23 protein-coding genes are annotated in these 23729 nt (G+C 64.0%); 7 read left to right on the top strand and 16 right to left on the bottom strand.

The genetic code is table 11. The features are described 5' to 3' along the window. Position 1: 1 nt before the first annotated feature. Both AC066S_RS33335 and AC066S_RS33330 read left to right on the top strand, forming a co-directional pair. Positions 2-1804 carry an ABC transporter ATP-binding protein gene (locus AC066S_RS33335; RefSeq protein WP_478271627.1) on the top strand — a complete coding sequence of 601 codons (1803 nt, stop codon included), beginning with the start codon at positions 2-4 and terminating at the stop codon, positions 1802-1804. 36 nt (positions 1805-1840) lie between these two features. Continuing rightward, positions 1841-2542, top strand: a complete 702-nt coding sequence (locus AC066S_RS33330; RefSeq protein ID WP_126255770.1) for a fumarylacetoacetate hydrolase family protein — start codon at positions 1841-1843, stop codon at positions 2540-2542. A gap of 93 nt (positions 2543-2635) precedes the next feature. Here AC066S_RS33330 and AC066S_RS33325 read toward each other — a convergent pair whose 3' ends face one another. Beyond that, positions 2636-3094 (bottom strand): YybH family protein, encoded by a 459-nt coding sequence (locus tag AC066S_RS33325; RefSeq protein WP_164718414.1) that lies wholly within the window; start codon positions 3092-3094, stop codon positions 2636-2638. A 166-nt stretch (positions 3095-3260) separates the two neighbouring features. On the opposite strand from AC066S_RS33325, the gene AC066S_RS33320 reads away from it, so the two are divergent. Continuing rightward, positions 3261-3803, top strand: a complete 543-nt coding sequence (locus AC066S_RS33320) for a Spy/CpxP family protein refolding chaperone (protein ID WP_478271626.1) — start codon at positions 3261-3263, stop codon at positions 3801-3803. A gap of 106 nt (positions 3804-3909) precedes the next feature. Here AC066S_RS33320 and AC066S_RS33315 read toward each other — a convergent pair whose 3' ends face one another. The 3 genes from AC066S_RS33315 to AC066S_RS33305 form a co-directional block, all read right to left on the bottom strand. Continuing rightward, positions 3910-4839 (bottom strand): aspartyl/asparaginyl beta-hydroxylase domain-containing protein, encoded by a 930-nt coding sequence (locus AC066S_RS33315; protein WP_478271625.1) that lies wholly within the window; start codon positions 4837-4839, stop codon positions 3910-3912. A gap of 137 nt (positions 4840-4976) precedes the next feature. Continuing rightward, positions 4977-5132, bottom strand: a complete 156-nt coding sequence (locus tag AC066S_RS33310) for a hypothetical protein (protein WP_007612486.1) — start codon at positions 5130-5132, stop codon at positions 4977-4979. A 146-nt stretch (positions 5133-5278) separates the two neighbouring features. After that, positions 5279-6202, bottom strand: a complete 924-nt coding sequence (locus AC066S_RS33305; RefSeq protein WP_478271624.1) for a LysR family transcriptional regulator — start codon at positions 6200-6202, stop codon at positions 5279-5281. Between the two features lie 214 nt (positions 6203-6416). Here AC066S_RS33305 and AC066S_RS33300 point away from each other — a divergent pair, with 214 nt between their 5' ends. Beyond that, positions 6417-7127, top strand: coding sequence for an SDR family NAD(P)-dependent oxidoreductase (locus AC066S_RS33300; protein ID WP_478271623.1), 711 nt, complete (start codon positions 6417-6419; stop codon positions 7125-7127). A 16-nt stretch (positions 7128-7143) separates the two neighbouring features. Then, complete coding sequence (locus AC066S_RS33295) at positions 7144-7380, top strand: tautomerase family protein (protein ID WP_209311883.1); 237 nt, start codon at positions 7144-7146, stop codon at positions 7378-7380. Between the two features lie 93 nt (positions 7381-7473). Here the strand turns inward: AC066S_RS33295 and AC066S_RS33290 are convergent, their stop codons facing one another. The 5 genes from AC066S_RS33290 to AC066S_RS33270 form a co-directional block, all read right to left on the bottom strand. After that, positions 7474-8940 (bottom strand): flavin-containing monooxygenase, encoded by a 1467-nt coding sequence (locus AC066S_RS33290; RefSeq protein ID WP_478271622.1) that lies wholly within the window; start codon positions 8938-8940, stop codon positions 7474-7476. A gap of 49 nt (positions 8941-8989) precedes the next feature. Continuing rightward, positions 8990-9409, bottom strand: coding sequence for a nuclear transport factor 2 family protein (locus AC066S_RS33285; protein WP_478271621.1), 420 nt, complete (start codon positions 9407-9409; stop codon positions 8990-8992). Between the two features lie 166 nt (positions 9410-9575). Then, positions 9576-10997 (bottom strand): adenosylhomocysteinase, encoded by a 1422-nt coding sequence (gene ahcY, locus AC066S_RS33280; RefSeq protein ID WP_126255762.1) that lies wholly within the window; start codon positions 10995-10997, stop codon positions 9576-9578. A gap of 252 nt (positions 10998-11249) precedes the next feature. Further along, complete coding sequence (metK, locus tag AC066S_RS33275) at positions 11250-12446, bottom strand: methionine adenosyltransferase (RefSeq protein ID WP_028137567.1); 1197 nt, start codon at positions 12444-12446, stop codon at positions 11250-11252. Positions 12447-12507: 61 nt separating this feature from the next. Continuing rightward, positions 12508-13863, bottom strand: a complete 1356-nt coding sequence (locus tag AC066S_RS33270; RefSeq protein WP_126255761.1) for a hypothetical protein — start codon at positions 13861-13863, stop codon at positions 12508-12510. 173 nt (positions 13864-14036) lie between these two features. Here AC066S_RS33270 and AC066S_RS33265 point away from each other — a divergent pair, with 173 nt between their 5' ends. Further along, entirely contained in the window at positions 14037-15755 is a 1719-nt protein-coding gene (locus AC066S_RS33265) for a caspase family protein (protein WP_478271620.1), read from the top strand. Positions 15756-15946: 191 nt separating this feature from the next. Here the strand turns inward: AC066S_RS33265 and AC066S_RS33260 are convergent, their stop codons facing one another. From AC066S_RS33260 to AC066S_RS33235, 6 genes are all read right to left on the bottom strand, one after another. Continuing rightward, positions 15947-17065: a cobalamin-independent methionine synthase II family protein gene (locus AC066S_RS33260; protein WP_135171090.1), complete on the bottom strand. Its 1119-nt coding sequence runs from the start codon at positions 17063-17065 to the stop codon at positions 15947-15949. A gap of 76 nt (positions 17066-17141) precedes the next feature. After that, complete coding sequence (locus AC066S_RS33255; RefSeq protein WP_126255758.1) at positions 17142-17858, bottom strand: ABC transporter ATP-binding protein; 717 nt, start codon at positions 17856-17858, stop codon at positions 17142-17144. Then, on the bottom strand, positions 17851-18606 hold the full coding sequence (locus AC066S_RS33250) for an ABC transporter ATP-binding protein (protein WP_478271619.1): 756 nt from the start codon (positions 18604-18606) through the stop codon (positions 17851-17853). The genes AC066S_RS33255 and AC066S_RS33250 overlap by 8 nt, the downstream gene beginning before the upstream one ends. Continuing rightward, positions 18603-19631, bottom strand: a complete 1029-nt coding sequence (locus AC066S_RS33245; RefSeq protein WP_126255756.1) for a branched-chain amino acid ABC transporter permease — start codon at positions 19629-19631, stop codon at positions 18603-18605. Before AC066S_RS33245 ends, AC066S_RS33250 begins: the two co-directional genes overlap by 4 nt. 8 nt (positions 19632-19639) lie before the next feature. After that, positions 19640-20509 (bottom strand): branched-chain amino acid ABC transporter permease, encoded by an 870-nt coding sequence (locus tag AC066S_RS33240; protein WP_035674417.1) that lies wholly within the window; start codon positions 20507-20509, stop codon positions 19640-19642. A gap of 166 nt (positions 20510-20675) precedes the next feature. Then, entirely contained in the window at positions 20676-21854 is a 1179-nt protein-coding gene (locus AC066S_RS33235; RefSeq protein ID WP_478271618.1) for an ABC transporter substrate-binding protein, read from the bottom strand. A gap of 563 nt (positions 21855-22417) precedes the next feature. Here AC066S_RS33235 and AC066S_RS33230 point away from each other — a divergent pair. After that, on the top strand, positions 22418-22708 hold the full coding sequence (locus tag AC066S_RS33230) for a hypothetical protein (protein WP_209311884.1): 291 nt from the start codon (positions 22418-22420) through the stop codon (positions 22706-22708). A 75-nt stretch (positions 22709-22783) separates the two neighbouring features. Here AC066S_RS33230 and purU read toward each other — a convergent pair whose 3' ends face one another. Then, positions 22784-23647 (bottom strand): formyltetrahydrofolate deformylase, encoded by an 864-nt coding sequence (gene purU / locus AC066S_RS33225; RefSeq protein WP_126255753.1) that lies wholly within the window; start codon positions 23645-23647, stop codon positions 22784-22786. Positions 23648-23729 lie beyond the last annotated feature (82 nt).

The raw sequence follows: 23729 nt of genomic DNA, 5'->3' as shown, positions 1-23729 counted from the left end.
GATGGCCCAGTTTCCAAAGAAAATCACCGACGATCCCTATGCGGCAATGGCCCTGGTGCGCCGCCTGGTCACGGAACAGGGGATCGTCTACTGGCGGCGCTACCTCGCTGCTTTCGCGCTGATGGCGGTGGCCGCGGGCGCGACTGCGTGCGCGACCTACGTGCTCGGCCAGGTCATCAACCAGGCCTATGTCGACAAGAACATCCCCGGCATCGCGATGTTCTCGGGGCTCACGGTGATCCTGCTCTTCATCAAGGGCGTGGCGACCTACGGCCACATGGTGATCCTGACCAAGATCTCGAACGCGATCCTTGCCACCAACCAGCGCCAACTCTTCGCAAAACTGATGCGCGAGGGCGTCGGCTTCTTCTCCGAGCGCCATTCCTCCGAATTCCTGGCGCGGCTGACGGCCGGCGCCAAGTCGATCACCGACGTGCTCAACATGCTGGTCAACGCCATCGGCCGCGACCTGTTGATGCTGCTCGCCATGATCGGCGTGATGGTGTGGCAAGATCCGCTGATGTCGTTCATCGGCCTCGTCGTGGTGCCGCCGGCGATGCTGGTCCTGCGCAAGCTGGTGAAGCGCATCAAAGGCCTCGCCTACAACCAGTTCACCGGCACCGCCGACATCATGGAGACGATGCAGGAATCGCTGCAGGGCATCCGCACGGTCAAGGCGTTCACGCTGGAAGAGACCATGCAGAAGCGCATCGACGAGAACATCGCGATCGTCGAGCGCAACGCCAACAAGATGGCGCGCGTCGCCAACCGCTCCAACCCGCTGATGGAGATGCTCGGCGGCTTCGCGGTCGCCGGCTGCCTGATGTACGGCGGCTACAGCGTGGTCGCGCTCAACGCCACGCCCGGCGCGTTCTTCTCCTTCATGACAGCGTTCCTGATGGCGACCGAGCCGGCCAAGCGGCTGGCGCGGCTCAACATCGATCTGAACAGCCAGCTGGTCGGCGCCCGCATGCTGCTCGAAGTCGTCGACAGCCCTGCCAGCGAGCGCTCCGACGACGACAAGCCGGCGTTGAAGCTCACCGACGCGCGGATCGAGCTGCGTGACGTCAGCTTCGCCTACCGCACCGGCGAGACCGTGCTCAACCGTATGAGCTTCGTCGCCGAACCCGGCAAGGTCACCGCGCTGGTCGGCCCCTCCGGCGGCGGCAAATCGACCGTGCTGGCGCTGCTGCTGCGCTTCCATGAGGTGACGCAGGGCGACATCGTGATCGACGGCCAGTCGATCGGCGCGGTCTCGCGCAGATCGCTGCGCTCGCAGACCGCCTATGTCGGACAGGACGTCTATCTGTTCCGCGACACCATCCGGAACAACATCGCCTTCGGCAAACCGGGCGCGAGCGAGGACGAGATCATCGAGGCGGCGAAGGCGGCCTGCGCGCATGATTTCATCATGGGCTTCCCGCTCGGCTACGACACCCCGGTCGGCGAGCACGGCACGCAGCTGTCCGGCGGCCAGCGCCAGCGCATTGCGGTGGCGCGCGCGCTGATCAAGAACGCGCCGGTCATCCTCTTGGACGAGGCCACGGCGGCGCTCGATTCGGAGTCCGAGCGGCAGGTGCAGGAGGCGATTGAGCATCTCTGCCAAAACCGCACCACCATCGTGATCGCCCACCGTCTGCATACCATCATGCACGCAGATAGCATCCTGGTGGTCGAGGGTGGCGAGATCGTCGAGCAGGGCCGGCATGATGAGTTGCTCCGCCGCGGCGGCCGCTACGCCTCGTTCTTCCGCCTGCAACACCACCACGACGCCGCCCTGGCGCCGATCAGCGCAACCGCATAGAGTTCGTTCCACCTCAAGAGCAGCGAGACCGCTTTCATGAACGCCGCCTCCTACGTCATCCCGCTTCCGCCCCAGGCTTCGCTTCCCGTCGTCGGGGAAAGCGGCCGATATCCGGTTCGCCGCATCTGGTGCGTCGGCCGCAACTATCTCGAGCACATCCGCGAGATGGGCAATGACGAGCGCGCCCCGCCGTTCTTCTTCGCCAAGCACGCCGACATGCTGGTGCCCGACGGCGCCACGATTCCCTATCCGCCGCTGACCAAGGACCTGCATCACGAGGTCGAGCTGATCGTGGCGATGAAGAGCGGCGGCCTCAATATCCCGGCCGACAAGGCACTCGATCACGTCTACGGCTACGCCGTCGGCATCGACCTCACCCGCCGCGACCTCCAGCTCGCCTCGCGCAAGAAGGAGCGTCCCTGGGAGATCGGCAAGTCGTTCGACTATTCGGCGCCCTGCTCCGCGATTCAGCCGGCCTCGAAGATCGGCCATCCCGCCAAAGGCAAGATCTGGCTCACGGTCAACGGCAAGGAAGCCCAGAAGGGCGACCTCACCGAGCTGATCTGGAACGTGCCCGAGATCATCTGGCAGCTCTCGCAGCAGGTCAAGCTCGCCGCCGGCGACATCATCATGACCGGCACCCCGGCCGGCGTGTCCCAGCTCCAACCCGGCGACAAGCTCGAATGCGGCGTCGACGGTGTCGGCACGCTGAAGGTAAGCATCGGCCAGCCGGAATAGGCTGGCATTGTAGGGGGACTAGCGAAAGCGTAATCACCACCGTCTTTGTTGCGGCAAGATGGGTGGATTGCGCTTCGCAAATCCCCCGACGGGCTACCAGGCCTTCACCGGCCGATTGGCGTGGCTTGTCTGCGGCACACCGCGATTGAGCGACATGTGCGAATGCACACACAGCCAGCCGTCGCCATGTCTTGAAAACACCATCGTCGCTCGGCCGGGCCGCGCAAATGGGCTGCCATCTTGATGATACCCCGTGCTCGTCCACGGTGCGATCACCGTTGCCATCGTGCCGTCGGACGATGCCAGGATTGAGGTCTGATCGAGCACGAAACGAAAGTCGGTCGTTTTCGGCCAGACATTGTCCCATTGCGTCGAGACCCACTGATCGAGCCCGGGGATGACATCGTTATGGGTACCGAAGGCCAGCACCTCCGGATGGAAGAGCGGCCGCGCCGAGGCGTAGTCGACGTCCCGGACATGGCCCGCGAAGGTTTCCAGCCAATCGCGGAAGAACTGCATGATCTCGGCATTCGCGGTCGGCAAGGAGGCCATCGCCAGCTCCACATTCGGCAACTCAATCGCGGCAACGTTTGTTGCCATGGGGCGGACTATCCAGCAAGATTTGAAACCCGAGATCACCTCGATCACGATAAAGGTAGCGTCGCAGCCGGGTCCGATGCTTCGGCATCGGCTGGCTCGATTTGATGGAGCCAGATTCATGAACCGCCTGCTTCTGCTTGCCGCCTCTCTTCTCCTCACCAGCAGCGCCGCCGGCGCCCAGTCCAGCCGCCCCTATGCCGGCCTCGAAGGGCGCCCCATCAAGGCGCTGTCACAGCAGCAGATCGACGATCTTCGCGCCGGACGCGGTATGGGCCTGGCTCTTGCTGCGGAGCTCAATGGCTATCCCGGTCCCAGCCACGTACTCGAACTCGGCGATAGCCTCGACTTGACAGCCGATCAACGCGTCGAGGTCCGGCGACTGTTCGATGCCATGAAACAGGAAACCGTTCCGCTGGGTCACAAGCTCGTCGAACAAGAGCGAGCGCTGGAAGACCTTTTCTCTTCCCGTGCGGTCACCTCGGAAACGCTCAAGACGAGCATCGGGGCCATTGCCGAAACGCAGGGGCAGCTCCGCGAGAGCCATCTCAAATATCATCTATCGACCGCTGCCTTGCTCAATCAGAGCCAGATGCAGCGGTATGCAGAGTTACGGGGCTACCAGCGTCCCGATAGCTCCACAGGGCACAAGCACCATCGCTAGCCGATGCCGACCGGGATCGGCCGATCGTGGCAGGGCGGGACGAAAGCAGCATACCGGCATGACGCAAGGGCGAACCAAGCTTCGCCGATCCGCCCCACGCGTCGCTTCAATTCAGTGCCGAATACACGATGAGACCAAGAACCAGCGCCGTCAGAGAGTATTTCAGCGTGTAGTAGACGTTGCGGTTCCACTCCTTGACCTTGCGGCTGGCGAGATGGACCTCGTAGAGCTTGCCGAATACCTTGTTGAGCACGCCGACATTCTCCCCGTCGACGTTCTGGGTCGCCGACGCCTTGACGATGTGATGGCTGACCCAGCGGTTGATTGCGGTCATGAAGCCGAACTTCATCGGGCGCTCGACGTCGCAGAACAGGATGATGCGGTTGACGTCGGTCGCGTTCTCGGCGCTGTGGATGAAGGTCTCGTCGAACATGAAGGCCTCGCCGTCGCGCCAGACGCATTCGACGCCATCGACCAGGATCCGGCACTTGTTCGAGTTCGGCGTGACCAGGCCGAGGTGATAGCGCAGCGAGCCCGCGAAGGGATCTCGGTGCGCGCCCAGCTTGCCGCCCGGCGGCAACATCGCGAACATCGCGCCGTGCACGCTCGGGATCGACTTGAGCAGCTCAACCGTCTTCGGGCACAACGTATTCGCCGAGGGCAGGAAGTCGTCATACCATTTCAGGTAAAACCGTTTCCAGCCGCTCTTGAAGAACGAGTAGAATCCCCAATCGTTATTCTTCGCCGCCGCGCGGATAAAACCTTCGTCGAACAGGCGCACGGCCTCGTCGCGGATGGTCTCCCAGTTCTCGCTCAGCGGCCTCAGCTCCGGAAATTGCTCGACCGAGATCACCGGCCTGTTCGGCACTGCCGAACCCGCATACATCAGCACATTGTAAGGTGCCAGATAGGTCGAGTGATCGCCGAGCTGGCGCGCAAAGCGCAGCCGCTGTTTGCCGCGGAAGTGAACGTAAATCGTCGAGGCCGCCAGCACATAAAGAATGACAAGTTGCGGCGCAAAAAGCTGTTTCAACATCTCCCCGTTCCCCAGTGAACCCAGCCGGGGACGTCATCTACTCCGGGCGAACGGGCGCGACAAGATACTCACCGCTGGGTTGCGTTCACACTGGAGAGAGCAGACGAGGGGACCTGGCGGCGGTCAATCGCGCCAAATCATGCCCTGGACAGCGCCTGGAGACCCTTGAAGGTCAGGCGCTTGGGATCGGTGACGCCGGCCAGATAGAGACGGCGGATGAAGGCGATGACAGCGTCGCGGTCGCAATCGGTCAGCGCGACGACGGCATCGACGGCGATTCTCTGGGCTTCCATTGGGCTCACCTCGGCCTTGCGAGTAACCCCGGCCGAGACAGGCTAGGACTCATCCGTTAAATCGACGTTAACCGTTTTGGAACCCTCGCCGATTCAGCCGGGCCGCCGTATACGCAAAACAACGCATTGCGGGGGCGCGAAGCAGCTCAACGCGCCTTGATGCTCTTCTTCAGCAGCGCAAACTGCTTCTTCAGCCGGGGCACCGCGAAGTCGGTGAAGGCCCGCACCTTCGGCACCGAGAGCCGGCCCTGCGGGCAGATCAAATGCGCGGGCATCTCCGGGTCCTCCTCGCTGGCTAGTACAATCTCGAGCTCGCCGCGGGCGACCTGCTCGGCCACCTGATAGGAATACATCCGCGCGACGCCGCGCCCGGCGACCGCGGAGGCCACCGCCGCATAGGTGCTGTTGACGACAAGCCGAGGCGTGAACTGAACCGTGCGCGGCACTGACGCGCCGGCCTGCGGCGCAAAGGTCCAGGAATTGGGAAGGTGCGCCATCGCCACGATCTGATGCCTGGCGAGATCGCCGGGCTCGGTAATGCGTGGATGCTGCTTGAGATAGCGTGGCGCTGCCACGACGACGCGACTGATCTCGCCGACCCGCATCGCGATCATCGCTGAGTCCGCGAGGGGACCGATGCGAAGCGCGATATCGATGCCCTCCTCGATCAGGTTGACCGCGCGATCGAACAACAGCAGCTTGGCCGACACGGTCGGATAAGCATCGAGGAACGCATCGAGGATCGGCCGCAAGACCATCTCTCCGGAGACCACGGGAGCCGTGATCGTGAGCAGGCCGCGCGGCGCCATGCGCGGTCCAGCCGCGATGTCGTCGGCTTCCTGGAGCTCGGCGAGCACACGGCGGCAGATCGCGGCATAGCGTTCTCCCTCCTCGCTCAGCTTGATCGCGCGTGTCGTCCGGTGCAGCAGTTCGGCGCCGACGCGTTCTTCCAGAAACGCGATGGCCCGGCTCACCGCTGCCGGCGAGCGGCCGAGCTTGCGCCCGGCGGCAGCCAAGCTGCCCTCGTCCACCGCCAGGACGAACACTTTCATCGCATCCAGACGATCCATTCCCTTCCCATCGCCCTCTGAGCTTCCGCTCGCAGGCTAGGCGTTCGCCGCAACCTCGACAACTACCGCCGGGGCGCCGACCCCGCATTCGTTCGCGCGGCGAAAGAGTGTCTGCCGGACAGCGGATCTTCGCGACCGGCCCGCCGCGGCGTACCTCAGCACGCAAGCCAGCCGCTGCTGGCGCAGGTCTCAAAGCCAACAACAGGAGCCCATCATGGGTATCGAGCAGAAGGTCGCCATCGTCACCGGTGCATCACAGGGCATCGGCGCCGCCCTGGTAAAGGGTTTTCGCGATCGCAATTATCGCGTCGTCGCCACAGCCCGCTCCATCAGGCCGTCGGGCGACGATGACATCCTCTCCGTTCCCGGCGACATCGCCGACCGGGCCACTGCCGAGCGCGTGGTCTCCCAGGCCGTCGCCCGCTTCGGCCGTGTCGACACGCTGGTCAACAATGCCGGCATCTTCGTCGCAAAGCCGTTCACCCAGTACACGGCCGAAGACTATGCGGCGGTGATGGGCACCAACGTCGCGGGATTCTTCAACATCACCCAGCTCGCCATCGCCGAGATGGAGAAGCAGGGGTCCGGCCATGTCGTCCAGATCACGACCACGCTGGTCGATCAGGCCAATTCAAACGTTCCATCGGTGCTGGCCTCGCTCAGCAAGGGCGGCCTCAACGCCGCGACCAGGTCGCTCGCGATCGAATACGCCAAGCGCGGCATCCGTGTGAACGCGGTGTCGCCCGGCGTCATCAAGTCGCCGATGCACCCGATCGCGACGCATGCGCAACTCGCTGCGCTGCACCCGGTCGGTCGCATGGGCGAGATGTCCGACATCGTCGATGCGGTGCTCTATCTCGAGGGGGCCCCCTTCGTGACCGGCGAGATCCTGCATGTGGACGGCGGGCAGAGCGCCGGCCATTGAGACGAGGAGAAGCACGATGCCGATCGTCACCATTCAAGTGACCCGCGAGGGAACGACGCCGGGAGCGGCGTCGCTCACGGCGGAGGAGAAGGCCGCACTGATCAAGGGTTCGAGCCAGCTCCTGCTCGACGTGCTCGGCAAGCCGCTCGAGTCCACCTTCGTCGTGATCGAGGAAGTCGACACCGCCAATTGGGGCTGGGGCGGCCTGCCGGTGCAGGAATTCCGACGCCGCCGCGCCGCCCGGACAGGATGATCCGCCCGTCATTGCGCGTAGGAGGTCGACAGGGCAGACGCAGACTCGGAGCAGGACGTCGTGAGCCGGCCGAAACCGCATTGCGGAGGCGCGTCAGGAATAGCGCATCACACCGTCATCGATCCGGCCAAAGCGCAGGGAGACGATGTCGAGCGCGTAGTTCTGGTGCAGCCGCCACGGCCGCTTCGAGCCCTGCTTCGGCATCTTGGCCACCGAGCGCTGCACATAGCCCGATGTGAAATCCAGCGACGGCTGCGCTGTGATCGTCGAATCGTCGTTGTGCGGCACGCATTGACGGAAATTGTGCCGGTCCATGTAGTTGATGAGACGGCAGACATATTCGCAGGTGAGATCGCATTTCAGCGTCCAGGACGCGTTGGTGTAACCGAAAGCCGAGGCCATATTGGGCACGTCGGCATACATCATGCCCTTGTAGGTCAGCGTATTGGCGAAATCGACACTGCGGCCGTCGACACTGACCTCGAGGCCGCCGACGACCTGGAGCACCAATCCGGTCGCCGTCACGATGATGTCGGCCGCAAGCTCGCTTCCGTCCTTCAGGCGGATGCCGTCATGCGTGAAGGTGTCGATCTCGTTGGTAACGACGCTGGCGCGCTGCTCGCGGATCGCCTTGAAGAGGTCTCCGTCCGGCACCAGGCACAGCCGCTGGTCCCAGGGATTGTAGCGCGGGGTGAAGTGGGTTGCGACGTCGTAGTCGGGGCCGAGCGCCATTCGCACGCCCTTGAGAATGAGGTCCTTGACCTTGGCAGGCTTGCGCCGGCTGAGCTGGAAGAAGAACATCCCCCACATCACGTTGCGCCAGCGGATCATATGATAGGCCAGCTGCGCCGGCAGATTGCGGCGCAACTTGTTGGCGAGGGGATCCTGCGCCGGCCGCGATACCACATAGGTCGGCGAGCGCTGCAGCATGGTGACCTGCGCCGCCTTCTTGGCGAGCTCCGGCACCAGCGTGACCGCGGTCGCGCCCGAGCCGATCACGACGATGCGTTTTCCCGCATAGTCGATGTCCTCGGTCCATTTCTGCGGATGCACGATGCGGCCGGCGAAATCCGCAGCGCCCTTGAACTCCGGCGTGTAGCCCGCCTCGTATTTGTAATAGCCCGAGCACATGAAGAGGAAATTGCAGCTAAAGCGAACCAGCTCGCTCGCGCCCTCCCCCGTGATGCGCTCGGCCTCGACGGTCCAGCGTGCCTCGCTCGTCGACCAAGAGGCGCGCTTGACGCGATGGCGGAAGCGGATGTGTTTGTCGATGCCGTTCTCGCTGGCTGTTTCGCGCACATAGTTCAGGATTTGCGGCCCGTCGGCGATCGCCTTCGGGTCGGTCCACGGCTTGAACGAATAGCCGAGCGTGAACATGTCGCTGTCGGAGCGGATGCCGGGATAGCGGAACAGGTCCCAGGTGCCGCCGATGCAATCGCGCCCCTCCAGGATGACGTAGCTCTTGGTCGGACACCTGGTCTGCAAATGATAGCCCGCGCCGATGCCCGATAGTCCGGCACCGACGATGAGGACGTCGAAATGTTCTTTCGCTTCCGTCATGGCGCTCTCCCTCGCCGCAGCATGGCAGGGCCGCGCCGAATTGCAACCATCACGGGACGGTCGCGCTGTAGACCTTGGCGGTGTCGAAATATTCGTGGAATTCAACCGCCTTGCCGTCCTCAAAGCGCCAGTAGTCGATCTTCGGCGTCTTCGCGACCTTGTTGGTCTTCTTGTTGGTCCATGCGCACTCCCCGCGCGCGACGACGGTGTCGCCCTGCGCGACGAATTCGTTCATCGTGTAGTACTGCATGCTCCAGTTAGCCAGCAGACCCTCGAAATAGCCTCGCAGTGAATTGCGGTCGTCATAACGCGTGGCAAAAGGCACCGCCGCATCCCCCTGCGGAATCGAATCGAACTTGATCTGCGGGCCGATGACATTGTCAAACCAGTAGTCGACGTCTTGGCCCTTGCTGTCGCTCCACTGGCGATAGGCTTCCTTCAATAGCTGAACATTGGCTTCGCTGGACATCGCATTCCCTCCATATGCATTTCCGACAATGAACGTAGGAAATCGGCCGCCGGCTCTGGAAAGTGGCAGGCTTGTTTCGGCTCTACCTGAAAGCGTACCACAGGCAGACCCGACAAAAAAAGGCCCCAGATCGCTCCGGGGCCTTTGTGTCGCAACTGCGTACGGCTCAGTAGCGGTAATGATCCGACTTGTACGGACCTTCCTGCTTCACGCCGATGTAGTCGGCCTGGTCCTTGCGCAGCTCGGTGAGCTTGACGCCGATCTTGGCGAGGTGCAGGCGGGCGACCTTCTCGTCGAGCGTCTTCGGCAGCACGTAGACCTTCTTCTCGTACTTGCCGTCCTTGTTGTTGGCGAACAGCTCGATCTGCGCCAGCGTCTGGTTGGTGAAGGATGCCGACATCACGAAGGAAGGATGGCCCATCGCGTTGCCGAGGTTCACGAGGCGGCCCTCCGACAGCATGATGATGCGGTGCTTGTCGGGGAATTCGATCTCGTCGACCTGCGGCTTGATGTTGGTCCACTTCAGGTTACGGAGAGCCGCGATCTGGATCTCGTTGTCGAAGTGACCGATGTTGCAGACGATGGCGCGATCCTTCATCGCGCGCATGTGCTCGATGGTGATGATGTCCTTGTTGCCGGTGGCGGTGACGAAGATGTCGGCGCGGGGCGCGGCGTCTTCCATGGTCACGACCTCGTAGCCTTCCATCGCGGCCTGCAGCGCGCAGATCGGGTCGACTTCCGACACCATGACGCGGCAGCCGGCCTGGCGCAGCGAGGCGGCCGAGCCCTTGCCGACGTCGCCGAAGCCGGCGACCATCGCGACCTTGCCCGACAGCATCACGTCGGTGCCGCGGCGGATGCCGTCGACCAGCGATTCCCGGCAGCCATAGAGGTTGTCGAACTTCGACTTGGTGACGCTGTCGTTGACGTTGATGGCCGGCCACAGCAGCGTGCCTGCCTTCTGCATGTCATAGAGACGATGCACGCCCGTGGTGGTCTCCTCGGACACGCCCTTGATGCTCTTGGCGATGGCGGCGAAGTAGCCCTTCGGCTTCTCCTTGAGCTGCTTCTTCAACAGCGCGAAGAAGACTTCCTCTTCCTCGGAGCCGGGCTTGTCGAGGAAGGCGGCGTCGCCGTTCTCGGCGCGCAGACCGAGATGGACGTACATGGTGGCGTCACCGCCGTCGTCGAGGATCATGTTCGGGTGACCGCCGCCGTGCCAGTCGAACAGCTTCGCGGTGTAGTCCCAGTACTCGGTCAGCGTCTCGCCCTTGACGGCAAAGACGGGAATGCCGGCGGCCGCGATCGCGGCGGCAGCGTGGTCCTGCGTCGAATAGATGTTGCAGGAGACCCAGCGGATGTCGGCGCCGAGCGCGGCCAACGTCTCGATCAGCACGCCGGTCTGGATCGTCATGTGCAGCGAGCCGGCGATCCGCGCGCCCTTCAGCGGCTGCTTCGGGCCGTACTCCTCGCGGGTGGCCATCAGGCCGGGCATCTCGGTCTCGGCCAGCGAGAGCTCCTTGCGGCCGAAATCGGCGAGCGAAATGTCCTTGACGATGTAATCGGTGAAGCCGGGCTTCGCGTTCATGTGTGTTTCCTAATCAGTGAGGCTGGCGTGTCAGTAGCAAGGCAAGCTGAACGCTTTGTGGCACCATTCTCCCTCTCCCCGTTCTTACGGGGAGAGGGCCGGGGTGAGGGGCTCTATCCGAGCACTGAGCTCGCGGAGAGTCCCCCTCACCCGCCGCTTCGCGCATAGCCGAAGCCTTGCTTCGGCGTCTCTTAAGTGACGGCCGCCGAAGGCGGCCCATGCTCTCCCCGCAGGCGGGGCGAGGCAAGAGCGTCAGAGCGCGCGCTTGAGCTGCTCGACGAGGTCGGTCTTCTCCCAGGAGAAGCCGCCCTCGTTGTCCGGCGTGCGGCCGAAATGGCCGTAGGCCGAGGTGCGCGCGTAGATCGGGCGGTTGAGGTCGAGATGGGTGCGGATGCCGCGGGGCGTCAGATCCATCGCCTGCGCCGCGGCCTTCTCGAGCTGTTCCTCCGGCACCTTGCCGGTGCCATGGGTGTCGATGTAGATCGACAGCGGACGCGCCACGCCGATGGCGTAGGCGAGCTGGAGCGTGCAGCGGTCGGCAAGCCCGGCGGCGACGATGTTCTTGGCGACGTAGCGCGCAGCATAAGCCGCCGAGCGGTCGACCTTGGTCGGATCCTTGCCCGAGAACGCACCGCCGCCATGCGGGGCCGCACCGCCATAGGTGTCGACGATGATCTTGCGGCCGGTCAGGCCGGAATCACCATCGGGGCCGCCGATGTAGAACTTGCCGGTCGGGTTGATGTGCCAGATCGTCTTCGGGGTGATCCAGTCCTTCGGCAGCGCCTCGCGCACATAGGGCTCGACGATCTCGCGGACCTGGTTCGAGGTGAGGTCCGGAACCAGATGCTGGTGCGAGACCACGATCTCGCGCACGGCGACCGGCTTGCCGTTCTCGTATTGCACGGTGACCTGGCTCTTGGAGTCCGGTCCGAGCACCTTCTCCTTGCCGGAGTGGCGGGCTTCGGAGATCAGGCGGAGGATCTTGTGGGCGTAGAAGATCGGCGCCGGCATCAGATCGGGCGTCTCGTTGGTGGCGTAACCGAACATGATGCCCTGGTCGCCCGCGCCCTCTTCCTTGACCTCGCCCGGCTGCAGCGCATCGACGCCCTGGGCGATGTCGGCCGACTGCGGATGCAGGAGGATCTCGATGTCGCAGGTCTTCCAGTGGAAGCCTTCCTGCTCGTAGCCGATGTCCTTGATCGCGCCGCGGACGACGCCCTCGATCTGCTCGTTGGTCACCGACTTCGGACCGCGGGTCTCGCCGGCAATCACCACCTTGTTGGTGGTGGCGAGCGTCTCGCAGGCGGCGCGGATCTGCCAGGGGTCGATGCCGGCCTTCGGCCCTTCGCGGTAGAACAGATCGACGATCTCGTCGGAAATGCGGTCGCAGACCTTGTCCGGATGACCCTCGGACACGGACTCGCTGGTGAAGAGATAGGACGCGCGCATCAGTAACCCCTTGTTCCGCCGCTAAGCCGGCGGGCGTTTGCGATGTTTACCTGTGGAAATGTCACTCACGCCGGCGCGAGATGACGTAGGATTCGTCGAGAAACCAGAGCCCATTGTACTTTCGCAGCACGTCCCTGGCGGCATCCAGAGTGCGGCCGTTTTGATTCATTTCTGTCAACCGGTCGTCCTCAATCTGAGCGACATACACCGCCGCATTCCACGCTGCAAAGGCCGTCGAGGTCCCGATCGTACCGGTAACCTCGTTGGGCAGCGCTTCCATATCATACCTGAAGATCGAGCGGTTATCCGCATATGCATTAAAATTTAAGTCGCGGCCCACCGATCCGAGTTCATACTTAACGGCGCGCAATAGCTCATGACGGCTCACCGCGAAAGGATTTTCTCCGGGCCAGATCGCCTGGATCATTTCCATGCCCGGATCCTGGCCATGGGAGTGAATACCGATCAGGCGCCCTCCCGGCCGCAGCGCCCGTGCCAGAGGTGCGATGATCCGCTTGGCCCGGAAGTTGACCGAGGACAGGGCACGGTAGGGCTGGGACGCGATGACGAGATCGAAATTGGCTTCGGTCTGGCCCGGCCGCGGAATGGTCGAATCCAGCAGGAATCTGTGGTCCTCGCGATACAGCACCAGAACCACGGGCCGCTCATACAGCGGCATGGCGGTGCGCGGGCTGATCGCGGCGCGCCAGTTCTGCTCCAGGAAGGGCCTCAGCTCGGCGATCTGCTGCTCGAACTCCCCCGACGAGGCGCCCCGCAGCGGGACTTCGTGCCAGACCGTCGCGGCCGCCGCCGCAGGCGATGCCGGCGTGAGCCAGGGCGCCTCCGAATAGAACATGTTGGTGAAGACGAACACCGACGCCGGATGCTCGAAAATGCGGTCCGGCACCTTCTCCAGCGTCAGGCGAAGGTCTTCGAGACTGAGCTCCTTGCCGGCGACGTAGAACGGCATGTGGGGAAAGCGCTGGTGCGTTGCGCGCAGCACCCGCGCCAGCACCGTGCCGTCGCCGACGCCGGCGTCGAACAGGCGCAGGGCCGGCGGGCGCGGATGGATCGAGGCGAGCTCCAGCGCGACCCTGTCCGCGATCACCCGCTTTTCGCTGCAGGTATGGACGAACAGCAGGTATTTCTGGCGGTTCTCGAAGAAGCGGAAATTGCCGCGCGGATCGCGCTTCTCGGGCGGGACCTGAAGCCCCCGCGGCGGCGGCACGCCGCCGGCCATCGAGGCCGCCATATAGGCCTGGATCCGCTCCAGCGTGTCGATGGTGATGCGCTTGCCCTCGCGCAGGCGGTGCACCAGCTTCCCATCGTTCACCGCGCGCCGGCCAAAGGTCGATTCCGCCATGTCCGCCTTGCGGCAGAACTCCGTGATCTGGCTCAGGATTTCGTCGTTCTTCATGGGGTGGGATGCGGTGGGCAGACCAAGTGGGACGCATCCTCCTAGCAAAGTCTGCCCACCAAGGGAATAGTGGATCGAGACTCCTCCCCTGCCGCTCACGCCGGCGCCCAGCCGTGAACCGCCGCGTCCCGCCGGGCAACAAACAGGCGCTTCTCCTGTGAAGGTCCATCGTCATGCGCCGCCTGCTCGTCGCGCTCAGCCTGCTCGCCGCGACCCTTTGGTCCGCACCCGCAGTCGCACAGGCGCGCAATCAGCTTGGGCCGCTCTGCACCACCGACACGACCCCTGGGGAGCAGATGATCGATGCCTGCAACAAGATCATCGCGTTGAAGGTGTTTCGAGGCGAGCAGCTCGCGACCATTCATTTCTGGCGCGCGGTGGGCTGGAATAAGAAGGGCGACTATTCGAAGGTCATCGCCGATGCCACCGAAGCGATCCGACTTCGGCCGAGCCAAGCGGCCTATAATCTCAGGGGATCGGCCTATTACGACAAGGGCGACTACGAGATCGCGATCACCGATTTCGACGACGCACTGACGCTTGGACCGCCCAGCGGCACCATCTTCCACAATCGGGGCAACGCCTGGCGCGGCAAGCACGACTATGCCAAGGCCATCGCCGACTACGACATGGCGATCAAGGCCGATCCGAAATCGGTATTTTCGTTCCAGAACCGCGGCATCTCAAAGCAGGCACTCGGCGACCTCGACGGGGCGCTGGCCGACATCAACCAGGCGATCCGGCTTGATCCTTCGCTGCCGCAGCCGCTGATCAACCGCACCGCGATCTGGCGCGCCAAGGGCGATCTCGATCGCGCCATCGCCGACGGCAGCGAGGCGATCCGGCTGGCCAAGGAAAGGCCGCCGGTCAACATCATGACGCCGCCGAACAGCGTGCTGATCTCCGGTTACACCCATCGCGCGCTGGCCTATGAAGCCAAGGGCGACTACGCCCGCGCGCGCGACGACTACCAGGCGACGCTGGCGATCGTGGCGTCCGACGCCGGCAGCAAGGCCAACCAGGCCACAGCAAAGGTCCGGCTGTCGCTGGTGACGGACGCGGGCGCGCCGATCCCGCGCGATGCGCCCTCGCCGACGACGCAGCCGGCGAATAGTCCTGCCCCACAGCAGACCGGCGCGGCACCGGCCCCCTCGCCTGCTCCGGCCGCTCGCGGCGCACGCATGGCGCTGATCATCGGCAACGGCGGCTATGCCCATGTCAAGGCGCTGCCCAATCCCGCCAACGACGCGCGCGCCGTCGCCAAGAGCCTGCGCGACATCGGCTTCACCGTGTCGGAGGGCATCGATCTCGATCGCGCCGCGATGCAGAAAATGACGCGCGACTTCCTGCGCGAAGCCGCCCGGGCGCAGGTCGCGGTGGTCTATTATGCCGGCCATGGCGTGCAGGTCGACGGCCGCAACTATCTCATTCCCGTCGACGTCGCGCTCAAGCCGGGCACGGCCATGACCGAGGCGATGATCGACATGGACACGATCATGGCCGGCCTCGACGACCAGGTTCGCACCAACATCTTGATCTTCGATGCCTGCCGCAACAATCCCATGGCGCAGCAGATGGCAAGCGCCGGCACCAATCGCGGCATTGAAGGCGCATCGGGCCTCGCGGCACCGACGAGCCTGGGCGCTGGCGCGACATTGGGCGCAGGCACGCTGATCGCCTTCGCGACCGCGCCGGGCCAGGTCGCGCTCGACGGCGAAGGCGCCAACTCGCCGTTTTCCGCCGCGCTCTCCCGCCACCTCGGCACGCCCGGGCTTGAGGTGCAGCAGATGCTAACGCGGGTGCGGGCGGAGGTGGTCTCGGCCACCAAGAACAAGCAGGTGCCGTGGTCGAACTCGTCGCTGCTGGGCGAGGTTTATCTGGCGGAGAAGTGAGATACGCTCGTGCCCGGACGCAGCGCAGCGCTTCCCTGGCGATACGAAGCATCGTCCAGCGAGCGGTGCGCTGCTGAGCCCGGGGCCCTCATCTTCGAATAGCAAATCCTGCAGCATGGGTCCCCGGCTCTGCGCGGCAACGCAGGAGCGTTGCAGCGCGTCCGGGACACGAGGGCGGCTAGCTCCGCGGCTTATTGGCCCCACACTTCCTTCGCGATCTCGACCGCGAGGCTGAGCTTGGCCCATTGCTCTTCCTCGGAGAGGATGTTGCCCTCTTCCGTCGAAGCGAAACCGCATTGCGGGGAGAGCGCGAGCTGCTCCAGCGGCGCGAACTTGGCGGCTTCCGCCAGGCGGCGCTTGATGTCGTCCTTCTTCTCGAGCTCACCGAACTTCGAGGTGATGACGCCGACCACGACGACCTTGTTACCTTTGGGCAGGAAGCGCAGCGGCTCGAAGCCGCCGGCACGGTCAGAGTCGTATTCCAGGAAGTAGCCGTCGTAATTGGTGCCGGCGAGCATGGTTTCGGCAACGGGCTCGTAGCCGCCCGAAGAAATCCAGGTCGAGCGGAAATTGCCGCGGCAGACATGGGTCGTCACCACCATGTCGGCGGGCTTCTCGGCCAGCGCGTAGTTGATGATGCGCGCATAGATCTGCTGGAGACCATCCGGATTGTCGCCGCGCTCGCGCGCCTTCTGCAATTCGTCCTGCGAGCAGAGATAGGCCCACACGGTGTCGTCGAACTGGAGATAACGGCAGCCGGCGTCGTAGAACGCCTTCACCGCCTTGCGATAGGTCCTGCCGAGGTCCTCGTAGAAGGCCTCGAGATCGGGATAGACGTCCTTGGAGATCGACTTGCGGCCGCCGCGGAAGTGCAGCACAGCGGGCGACGGTATCGTCATCTTGGCGGTGACGTGGGCCTGGTCGGCGACCTTCTTCAGGAAGCGGAAGTGATCCAACATCGGGTGATCGGCGGGAAAGTCGAGCTTGCCGATGACGCGCACCGCGTCGTGACGGGTCTGCACGCCCGCGAACTGGATGCCGGTGTCGGGGTGGAACAGCTCGCAGCCGGTGAGCTTGGCCAGGAAGTCGAAATGCCACCAGGAGCGGCGGAATTCGCCGTCGGTCGCGAGCTTGAGCCCGATCGAGGCCTGCTTGTGCACGACCTTCTCGATCTCCATGTCCTCGATCTTGCGCAGATCGTCGGCCGAGATCTCGCCCTTCTCGAGCCGGGTGCGGGCTTCCTTGATCTTGGCCGGACGCAGGAGGCTACCGACCTCGTCGGCACGGAAGGGGGCTCTGGTTCGCTGCATTTTTGTTTCTCCCGAAATTTCAGTCGGCGCTCGTTGTACTGCCTTTCCCCGCAAGCGGGGAGAGGCGAAGAAAAAGTCAGTGGGCCACCGCCCCAGCGACGCCGAGGTGCCGCTCCAGGACCGAAGGGTCGGCCTTCAGCGCGGCGCTCGGGGCGTCGTGGACGATCGTTCCGCGCTCCAATATCACAACGCGGTCGGCCAGCCCCAGAATCTTTTGGGCATTCTGCTCGACGATGATCGAGCAGATGCCGCCCGCCCGGGTGATGGTCCCGATCGCCTTCAGGAGCTCCTCGACGATGATGGGGGCAAGGCCCTCGGTCGGCTCGTCCAGCAGCAGCACTTTCGGATTGAGGGTGAGCGCGCGCCCGATCGCCAGCATCTGCTGCTCGCCGCCGGAGAGCTGATTGCCAAAGTTGGTCCGCCGCTCCTTCAGCCGCGGGAACATCTCGTACACCTTCTCGACCGTCCAGGGGCCCGGCTGCGCCACCGCGGTCATGTTCTCCTCGACCGTGAGCGAGCGGAAGATGTTGCGCTCCTGCGGCACCCAGCCGATGCCGGCGCGCGCGCGCTGGTCGGGCCGCAAGCTGGTGACGTCGGTGCCGGCGAGCACGACCGAGCCGGAGAAGCGGCGGGTGACGCCGACGATGGAGTTGATCAGCGTGGTCTTGCCGGTGCCGTTGCGGCCAAGCAGCGCCAGGACCTGCCCCTCGGCGAGGCGCAATGACATGTTGGGCAGCACCACCGCTTCGCCATAACCCGCGCGAAGTGAATCGATCGCGAGCAGGTCAGACATTGACCGCCTCCTCGCCAAGATAGACCGCCTTCACTTGCGGATCGCGCGCGACCTGCTCCGGCGGGCCTTCGGTCAGCAGCGCGCCGGAGACCAGCACCGAGATGCGGTCGGCAAAGGAGAAGACGAGGTCCATGTCGTGCTCGATCAAGAGCACGGTGACGTCGCGCGGCAGCGCGCCGACCACGGCGAGGATGTCGTGGCGCTCGCTCTCAGGGACGCCCGCGGCAGGCTCGTCGAGCAGCAGCACGCGCGGCTTGGCCGCGATCGCGACCGCGATCTCGAGCAGACGCTGCTTGCCGTAGGGCAGCGTCACGGTCTGCTCGTTCATGACGTCGAGCAGGTGGAAGCGGGTCAGGAGATCGGCGATCTCGCCATTGACGTCGCTGCGCGTGCCCATCCGCCGCCACCAGTCGCCGCCATGGCCGAGACGCTCGGAGACGACAAGACCGATGGTCTCGAGCGGGGTCAGATCGGGATAGAGCTGGTTGATCTGGAAGGTGCGCGACAGGCCGAGCAGCACGCGCTTGTGCACGGGCAGATCGGTGATGTCCTGGCCTTCGAGCAGGATGCGACCCGAGTTCGGCTTCAGCACGCCGGTGAGCTGGTTGATCACCGTGGTCTTACCGGCGCCGTTCGGACCGATCAGCGCGTGCCGGGCGCCCTGCTCGACCCTCAGCGAGAGATCGCGGGTGACGCGCAGGCCGCCGAACTGCTTTTCGAGCTTCTGGGTTTCGAGCGCGATGGTCATGCCTCGCTCTCCGGTACGGCGACGACCGCCTTGCGTCCGGCAACCTGTCTGATGACCAGGTTCGGCACATACAGCACCCAGCGATGCAGGCGCTGTCGGCCGACCAGCACGATCACGACCAGCACGAGGCCGATCCAGAACTGCCAGTATTGGGGGGTGATGGTGGAGAACAATTCCTGGAGCATGCGGAAGATCACCGCACCAATCAGCCCACCATAGAGATAGCCGGTGCCGCCGATGACGAGCACCAGCATCAGATCGGCCGAGCGCTCGAAGGCGAAGACGTCGAGCGAGGCGATCGCGGTGGTCTGGGTGAACAGCGCGCCCGCGATGCCGGCATAGAACGCAGCCAGCGTGTAGATGGCGATCAGGCGGCGGTTGACGGGAATGCCGATCGCCGCAGCCCGCAGCGGGTTGTTCTTGATCGCGCGCAGCGACAGGCCGAATGGCGAATGCACGACGCGGCGGGCGAACAGGAACAGGAGGAACAGCACCGCCAGCGAATAGAAGAAACCGGCCTTGCCGAACATGTCGAACGGAACCTGGCCGAAGATCGGCTGCATCTCGATGCCTTGCAGGCCGTCGGTACCGCCGGTGATGTTGGAGAAGCGCTCGGCGAGCGCTTCCAGCAGCAGCGCTATGCCGAGCGTCACCATCAGGCGTGTGAGGTCGACGCCGCGGATCACCAGGAAGCTGGTGGCAAAGCCAAGCACCATCGCGGCCAGGCCTGAGACGATCAGCGCGAGCACGGGCTCGTTGACGATACCGTGAAGCGCGAGAAGTCCCGCGGCATAGGCGCCGACGCCGAAAAAGGCGGCGTGGCCGAGCGAGACGATGCCGGCATAGCCAAGGATGAGATCGAGTGACATCGTGAACAGCGCCAGGCGCAGGATGTCGGTCATGATCAGATAGCGCGAGGGAAAGGCGAAGCCGCAGGCCAGCACGATCAGCCAGAAGGCGATTTCGCCGTAGTGCCAGCGCGCCTGGCGCTGAGCGTGATAACCGACGTCGGAAGCAGCGTTCATCGGCGAACTCAACGCGCGGCCGTGCGGCCGAACAGGCCGTTCGGGCGCCAGATCAGGATCACTATCATCATGGTGTAGATCACGAAGGGGCCCATCTTCGGCACGTAATATTTGCCGGCCACGTCGCCGATGCCGAGCAGGAGTGAGGCCAGGAATGGGCCTGTTATCGAGGAGGAGCCGCCGACGGTGACCACGATCAGGAAGTAGATCATGAACTTCAGCGGGAAGTACGGATCGAGGCCGAGGATCTCGGCGCTGAGCGCGCCGCCGAGGCCGGCGAGGCCGCAACCAAAGGCAAAGGTAAAGGCGAACACCTGCGGCACGTTGATGCCGAGGCCGCTCGCGGCACGGGGATCGTCGACGGCGGCGCGCAGGCGGCTGCCGAAGCGGGTCTTGGCGAGCACCATCTGCAGAGCGATGGTGAGCAGGCCGCAGATCACGATGATCATCAGCCTGTAGCGTCCGATGCCGACGCCGAACAGGTCGAACTGGCCTTGGAGCGCGGCCGGCAGATTGATGAAGACGCGCGAGGAGCCCTGGATGTAGTCGACGGCCGCCACCGACATGAAGGTCAGGCCGATCGTGAACAGAACCTGGTCGAGATGGCTGCGCGCATAGAGGTGGCGATAGAGCGTCCGTTCGAGCACAATGCCGATCGCGGCCGAGGAGACGAAAGCGAGCGGCAGTGCGGCGAAAAACGGCCAGCCCATCCGGTTGACCAGCACCATGCAGACATAGCCGCCAGCCATGGCGAAGGCGCCGTGGGCGAGGTTGACGAAGTTCATCAGGCCGAGCGTGACCGCAAGCCCGCAGGCGAGCACGAACAGCAGCATGCCGTAGGCAACGCCATCGAACAGGTTGGTGAGGATTGCGGTCATCGTCTCAGCTTGGAGTTATCGTCATGGCCGGGCTCGTCCCGGCCATCCACGTTCTTGTCTGGGCTTTGCGTGGATGCCCGGGACAAGCCCGGGCATGACGCAGAAAGTGGCTCGCGAGATCCCGGATGCGCGCTAAGCGCGCCCCGGGATGACGCGCTTTCGCGCGTCACTTCTTGGTCTTGCCGAGATCCTTGACCGCCTCGAAGGTGGCGAACTCGACATTGTAGAGCTCGCCGTCGACCTTCTCCACCTTGCGGATGTAGATGTTCTGCACGATGTCGCGGGTTTCGGGGTCGATCGAGATCGGACCGCGCGGGCTTTCCCACTTCTGGCCCTTCATGGCTTCGACCAGCTTGGTGCCGTCGGTGTCGCCGCCCGTCTTCTTCAGCGCTTCGTAGATCAGGTGGATGCCGTCATAGCCGCCCACCGCCATGAAGCCCGGACGATTGCCGAACGCCTTCTTGTAGGCGGCGACGAAATCCTTGTTCATCTGCGAGGGATGCGCTGCGGAGTAGAGATGCGCGGTGACCGTGCCGAGCACCGCGTCGCCCATGTTGTTGAGCAGGTCGTCGTCGGTGACGTCGCCCGGCCCGATCACCTTGATGCCGGCCTTGTCGAGGCCACGCTCGGCATATTGCTTCATGAAGTTGCCGCCCTGGCCGGCCGGCACGAACACGAAGATCGCGTCGGGCTTGGCGTCCTTCATGCGCTGCAGGAACGGCGCGAAGTCGGGGTTCTGCAGGGGAACCTTGACCTCTTCGACCACCTCGCCGCCGCCGGCCGTGAAATGCTGCTTGAAGAAGTTGAGGGCGTCATTGCCCGGCGCGTAGTCCGAAGTCAGCGTCGCGACCTTCTTGATGCCGTTCTTGACCGCCCAGTCGCCGATGATGGTGGAGGACTGCGCCAACGTGAAACTGGTGCGCACGATATAGGGCGAGCGCTCAGTGATGATGGACGTGCCGGCCGCCATCACGATTTGCGGAATCTTGGCTTGGGTGGCCAGCGGCGCGGCGGCGAGAGCGGCCGGCGTCACGCCGAAGCCGGCGATGAAGTTGACCTTGTCGTTGACGATCAACTCCTGCGCGGCAGTCTTGGTCTTGTCCGGGATCGCGGCGTCGTCCTTGACGATGATCTCGATCTTCTTGCCGGCGACGGTGTCGCCCTTCTGCTGCATGTAAAGCTTGATCGCGTTCTCGATCTGCTTCCCGGTCGAGGCCTGGCCGCCCGTCATCGGCAGGATCAGGCCGATCTTGACGCTGTCCTGGGCCTTGGCCGGCGCGACGGCCGCGAGGCTTGCGATGGCGGCCGCTGCGGCAGTCCGTGAAAAAATCTTGCGTTCGAACATCAGATGTCCCTCCCCTTCATTCCTGCGTTCTTGTGAGCCGGACCGAGTGCCCGGTCCTTGCCGCTCTTCACTTGCGAAGCCATGCCGTGCGGCCACATGGCGTCCTCTGCAACCCCGTTGTCAATCGGACGTTGGGCGACCATTCGGCGCAAGCCGCGATCCGCCTCAACGTCGGCGGGAGAGATTTGTACGATTGTACAAATAAAATGGTCCTGTCAACGAAAAAGCCCCTGCCCGGATGGCGATGGCTCGTTGACGCGCCACTCTAAGGAGGCCGCACGATGCAGTGGATGGAGGATTCCGCCTCTCACTTGCAGAATCTGGACATCTCACGGCTGCGCGGTGAAGCCCCTCGTCACGCTGACCCCGAACGAAAGTACGTAATGTATACCGTATCAGCTCAAACGAGCGCTTCAAGACCGAAGTTTGCGTATTATAATACCAATCATGTATACATTCTCCCTCACCGCTGAATAGGCCAATTTTACTGGTTGAGAGCTATGGTTCGCCGCTGACGCCGTCCGGCGCTCCTCATCCAGGCCCGATCGGGCACGACCCAAAAGATGTCCATGCGCACCCGTCCGCTTTCGATCGCCGCAGTCGCCCTGCTCGCTTCCAGCCTTGCAGGCTGCGGCACGGTCAACGAGAAGCTCTCCGCCGGCATGGGCGACTACGTCCCGCAATGGGCCGGCGGCCTGCCGGCCGATGCCCCGCCGCGACCGGGCACACCGCAATACGACGCCTACATGAAGGAACGCGAGCGCAAGCGGCTGCTGCCGGCCGCGGACCGCGAGAAGGAAGAGCAGGCGCAGAAGGGCGCGACGGCGACGACGTCGGGGAGCCCGGTGCGCTAACGGAGCGAATGGCGAATAGGAATAGGGAGTGGCGAATACACCCTCTCCCATTCGCTACTCGCCACTCCCCATTCGCTAATCCACGAACACCACGGTCTTGCGGCCGTTGAGGATGACGCGATCGTCGAGATGGTAGCGGATCGCGCGGGCCAGCACGCGGCGCTCGATGTCCCGACCCTTGCGAACCAGATCTTCCGGCGTGTCGCGATGACTGATGCGCTCGACGTCCTGGTCGATGATCGGGCCTTCGTCGAGATCGCGCGTGACGTAATGCGCGGTGGCGCCGATCAGCTTGACGCCGCGCTCATGGGCCTGGTGATAGGGCTTTGCGCCCTTGAAGCCCGGCAGGAACGAGTGGTGGATGTTGATGCAGCGGCCCGAAAGCTTGGCCGACAGATCATCCGACAGGATCTGCATGTAGCGGGCGAGCACGACGAGATCGGTCTTCGTCTTGCCGACGAGGTCCATGATCTGCGCTTCCTGCTCGCGCTTGGTCTCCTTGGTCACCGGCAGGTGGTGAAACGGAATGCCGCCGAAATCGAGCCCGGCATAGACCTCCCGCGGATGGTTGGAGACGATCGCAGTCAGCGTCATCGGCAACTCGCCGGTGCGCCAGCGATAGAGGATGTCGACCAGGCAGTGGTCGGACTTCGACACCAGCAGCATCACCTTGCGATGTGCGGCGCGGTCGCGCATCTGCCATTCCATGCCGAAACGCTCGGCGATCGCGGCAAAGCCGGTCTGCAGCGCCGACAGTTCCACGGCAAGATCGGCCGCGGTGAACACCACCCGCATGAAGAACTTCTTGGTCTCGATGTCGTCGAACTGCTGGGCGTCGAGAATGTTCTGTCCATTGTGGGCGAGGAACGTCGACACCGCCGAGACGATGCCGGGCCGATCCGGACAGGACAAGGTCAGAACATATTGATGATCGGGCATGTTGATGAACGGGCTTGGCTCTTGATGAAGGTTTGTGCAGCGGAACGACCCGCGATCTGCACCCTGCTCTAGCACCGACCCC

It is taken from the genome of Bradyrhizobium sp. CFUWI (genome assembly GCF_056429085.1).
The sequence above is the reverse complement of the archived record's forward strand: the minus strand, read 5'-3'. Positions and strand labels throughout refer to the sequence as shown.